The sequence below is a fragment of the Methylobacterium sp. AC315 genome, assembly GCF_979253755.1.
This window is the reverse complement of the sequence record NZ_CEEDEA010000053.1, coordinates 1-4079: the sequence shown is the minus strand read 5'-3', so window position 1 is coordinate 4079 and position 4079 is coordinate 1. Positions and strand designations below refer to the sequence as shown.

At 76.3% G+C, this 4079-nt stretch carries 3 protein-coding genes; all 3 read right to left on the bottom strand.

Annotated features, from left to right (window positions below; genetic code table 11):
• Positions 1-1836 (bottom strand): AAA family ATPase (locus tag AC0IY0_RS28610; RefSeq protein WP_471766455.1); only part of this gene is annotated, 1836 nt, incomplete at its 3' end.
• Positions 1833-2705: a metallophosphoesterase gene (locus AC0IY0_RS28605; RefSeq protein WP_471766453.1), complete on the bottom strand. Its 873-nt coding sequence runs from the start codon at positions 2703-2705 to the stop codon at positions 1833-1835. The genes AC0IY0_RS28610 and AC0IY0_RS28605, both read right to left, overlap by 4 nt.
• 154 nt (positions 2706-2859) lie before the next feature.
• On the bottom strand, positions 2860-3873 hold the full coding sequence (locus tag AC0IY0_RS28600) for a hypothetical protein (RefSeq protein ID WP_471766451.1): 1014 nt from the start codon (positions 3871-3873) through the stop codon (positions 2860-2862).
• Positions 3874-4079: the final 206 nt, after the last annotated feature.

The following is a 4079-nucleotide window of genomic DNA, read 5'->3' as shown; positions in this document are numbered from 1 at the left end:
CCTGTCGGCGCTCGCCCCGGCATGGGCGCCGGCCGGGCGGCCGACGAGCAGGCCGATCGCCCGCCGCTCCAGGGCGGCGCGGTCGGGCGTCGGGTCGCGGAACCGGATCGCGGTCACCCCCTCGTGGCGCGGGCCGATCCGGAGCGTCACCTCCACCACGTCCTGGCCGAGGCGGTGGGCGACGAGCGCGTGCCCGGCCTCGTGCAGTGCGACCGCCCGCCGCTGCTCGATCGGACGCGGGTCCGCGGGGGTGAGCTCGGCGAGGAGATCGCCGAGCGCGAGCGCGCGGCCCTGACCTTGCGCCCGCCGCCGCGCGGCACGCACGCAACCGGCCAGCACCGCGCCGGTCGCCCCCTCGGACAGGCGGATCGCGGGGGCGAGGTCGGCGTCCCGGAGGTCGGCGCCGAGATGGACGCGCAGGATGCCGAGGCGCGCGTCAGGATCTGGCGGACCGATCTCGAACTGGCGGTCGAACCGCCCGGGCCGGAGCAGGGCCGCGTCCACCCGGGACAAGTCGTTGGTCGCCGCGAGCAGCACCACGCCCGCACGACGCACTTCCTCTACCCTGAGCAGTACAAATGTGATGACCGGCAACCACCAGTCGGCTCCACGGTCGGTTAGCCGGCTACGATTTGGCAAGGCGTCGAGTTCGTCGAGAAATCCGACCGCGGTGCCGTTGGCCTTGGCCGCCACGCCCAGCGCGTCGAAGAAGGACGCGGCAGACTTCACCACGCCGTCGAGGTGTCCCGAGGAGCCGGTGAACCACTCCGCCACGCTGGTGGTCACGAACGGCACGCCCGCCTCCGCCGCGAGGGCGCGGGCGAACGTGGTCTTGCCCGTCCCGGGGATCCCGAAGAGCACGGCTCCCTCCAGCAGGCTCGCCCGCATTTCGCCCCGGCGCACCCGGGCGATGTCCGAGACCAGCGCCGTCGCCCAGCCGTGGGCCGGGCCGTAGCCCATCAGCTCGGCGAGCGGCGGGGCGGCGCCACCCTGTGCTGGCCCGAGCCGGACCTGGCTCGCCCGCCTCAGGCGCGCGGCGCACGCCCCCGGGCTCGACCCGGGGCGCAGGGCCCCGGCGACGTCGAGGAGGTCGAGCCCGGCGAGATCCTCCGGGGCGACCGCCCGGCGCGGTCGGCGCCCGCACCAGATCGCGATCGCCCGGGTGACTAGGCGGGCGTCGAGGGGCGGCACGGTGAGGAAGTGGTCGGCGGCCGCCGCGAGGGTAGGGGCGAGCCAGCCGGCGTCGGGGGCGATCGCCACCACCGGCCGCCCCTCGGCGAGGAGGTCGACCGCCTCGCTGTCCGGATTGCGCGCCGCCGACGCCCGGGGCCGGCTCGACTGGGTGAGCCGCCGGGCTTGGCCGCCGCTCGCCGCGGCGATCACCCCATCGACCGGCGCGACCCAGGCCGGCCCCGGAACCGCGACCGCCACGACGATCGGCTCGCCCGCGCGCATGGCCCGGCGCAGGCTTGGCGTCAGGAGCGGGTCGAGGGCGAGCTCGGCGAGCAGGCGCAGGGGTGACACCAGCCCATCAGCCCGGCGGATCCCGCGCCAGCCCCGGCGCGTCGCGGTCTCGGCCGCAGGATCCGACCACAGGTCGAGCCCAGTCTCGAAATCCGCATCTCCGGCGTCGATGGCATCGCCGTCGACACGCGGGACGGGCAAGGGATCCGGCAGGAGATCGGACTGGATATCGGGCAGGTCGTCGGGGCAGGCCGGTGCGGGCCCATTCTCGGCCGCTGCGCCCGCCCGGCCGATGCCCTCGCGGAGCCCCCCATCGCCGCCGGTCCCACGAGTCGCCGGATCGCTCCGGCCGCTGCGATCGCGGGGGTTCACGGGCGGTCCTCCCGGCGCGGGGCCAGCGGGACGTCGATGACCCGGGCGGGATCGAACGTCGTCCGGCACTCGTCGCCGTAGCCGTGCGGGTTGGCCACCAGCCGGGTGGCGCCGATCACCCGGTCCACGGGGTGATGCGTGTGGCCGAACACCCAGAAGTCCGGCGCGCCGGTAGCGATCAACCCGGTCAAGTCGCTGGCGAAGGCGGCCGAGAGCGGGTCGCGGCCGTAGCGCGGGGTGATCCCGGCCGGGTGCGGTGCGTGGTGCGAGACCACGATGGTCGGGCCGGGGCAGGGGCGGGCGAGTGCGGCCGCGAGGAAGGCGCGCGAGGCCGCGTGCAGCCCGGCCGCCTCCTCGGGACGGAAGCCCCGCCGGGCGTCGCCCCACGCGATCGCCCGGTGGTCGCTGAGGCAGCGTCGGGCGACCGCCATCGCGACCGGGCGGTGCCGCTCGCCGAACAGGCGATAGTCGGTCCAGAGCGTAGAGCCGAGGAAGCGCGCGCCACCGATCACCGCGACCTCGTCCTCCAGGAAGGCGATGCCGAAGTCTGGCGCGGCGGCGCGGGCGCGGGCGAGTTCGGCAGTGTGGATCCTGCCGTAGAATTCGTGATTGCCGGCCACCGCGACGATCGGGGTGGGCTCCGGGACGACGCGGCGCAGGTGGGCGAAGCCCTCGACCGTGCCGGCGCAGGTGTCGCCGGCGACCACGAGGAGGTCGGCGCCGGGGGCGAGGCGGAGCCTGCCGGTATCGGCGACGTCGACGTGGAGATTGGAGACGACCTGCACGCGCAGGCGGGCGGACGGCTCCGGCGGCCGGGCCGGAGGAACCGGCGGAGGATCGTCGATGGGTCTGGGATCGTGAGCGGACATGGGGGTGCTCCGGCTGACGCGCGCGGGCGCGGCGTCGCGATCGGACGAGAGGCGAGGAAGCGGGAGGGGGTGACGCGACCGGCAGCGGTCGCGCGGGGAGCGGAACCGGGCTTCCGGTCTTGGCGGCCCGGTCGGTCCGGGCCGTCGCGGTCGCTCAGGCCTCGGCCCAGAGGCTGCCGGGCCGGTTCGTGCCGGTGACGACGCGGCAGGCGTTGGTCAGGGAGGGCAGGGCGACGTCGCGCTCCACCCGCAGCAGCCCGCCGCGCCCGCTGGGGCGCAGCACGCCCGCCTCCACCAGCGCCCGGCGCTTGCGCGACAGGCAGAGCTGGATGCCGGGATCGTCTGTGGGGGTCACCCGCGAACCGGCGCGCAGCACCGTCCAAGCGCCGGCCGCCACGGCCTCGGCGCGCCCCCCCGCCCAGGCCAGCACGTAGTGCCGGGCGTCGGCGCGGGCGAGGAGCCCCGCGGGCAGGTCGAGGCTGTAGCCCTGGAGCACCGGCTCGGGCTCGGGTACGGGGCGGATCGCCGGCTCGGGGGGAAGCGCCGCCAGCACTTGAGGCGCCTCAACAAGGTGCGGAAGCCCGCTGGGCACGGCGACGGGCCGGGGACGCAGCCGCGCCCCCGGCGGCTCCAACAGGCTGCAGCCGGCAGCGATCAGCATCGGGCGCACAGCCCGGAGCCAGCGCGCGAGCTGCTCGGGGTCGGCGCTCTGCAGCCACGAGCGCTGGGGCGGCTTGCCCACGACCCGGCAGCGGCCGGCCCTGTGAGCCTGCGCGGTGAGCCCGTGCTGGAGCGCCTGGATGGCGTCGCGGCCGAACGCATCGGCGTGGCAGGCGATCAGCACGACCTCGTCTGCGGGCAGGCGCGGGTCGCGGCGGTGCTCGGCCATCCGCACCTCGCCGTCGAGCGTCTCGCCGACGTAGAGCTCGATAGGCCGCACCGGCGAGGCCGAGGCCATCAGCAGGTAGGCCAGCGGCCGGCGCCGGAACGGCGTCTGGCGCAGGAGATGGCCGACCCGCTCAATCGGCGCGGCGCCGACGACCAGGGCGGTGTCCGGGGAGGTCACGAGGCGCACCTCGGGCGGGCAGCCCTCGGGGCTGCGGACGTTGAGGCGCGGGTGGTCGTGCGGCGCGGCGAAGCCGCCCGCGAGGTGGGGCATGTCGGGCATGATTTTTACGTTCCGGCTGGACGCATCGACCGGCGCCGGGGGCGAGCCCGGGCGGCGTGGTCGGCGGCGTGGGGGAGGGACTCGCGGCGACGCTAGGCGATGAGCCTACGGCGGGCGTCGGCCGTGCGCACGAGCACGGTCAGCGGCGAGAACCGGAACGGGGGGAGCCCGCCTCGCTTGAGGGGAAGGTCCGGGCAGCGCTGGCG

Bases quoted from the DNA above. Each gene is read 5' to 3' on its own strand.
- AC0IY0_RS28600 (WP_471766451.1), bottom strand. From the start codon at position 3,873: ATGCCCGACATGCCCCACCTCGCGGGCGGCTTCGCCGCGCCGCACGAC.
- AC0IY0_RS28605 (WP_471766453.1), bottom strand. From the start codon at position 2,705: ATGTCCGCTCACGATCCCAGACCCATCGACGATCCTCCGCCGGTTCCT.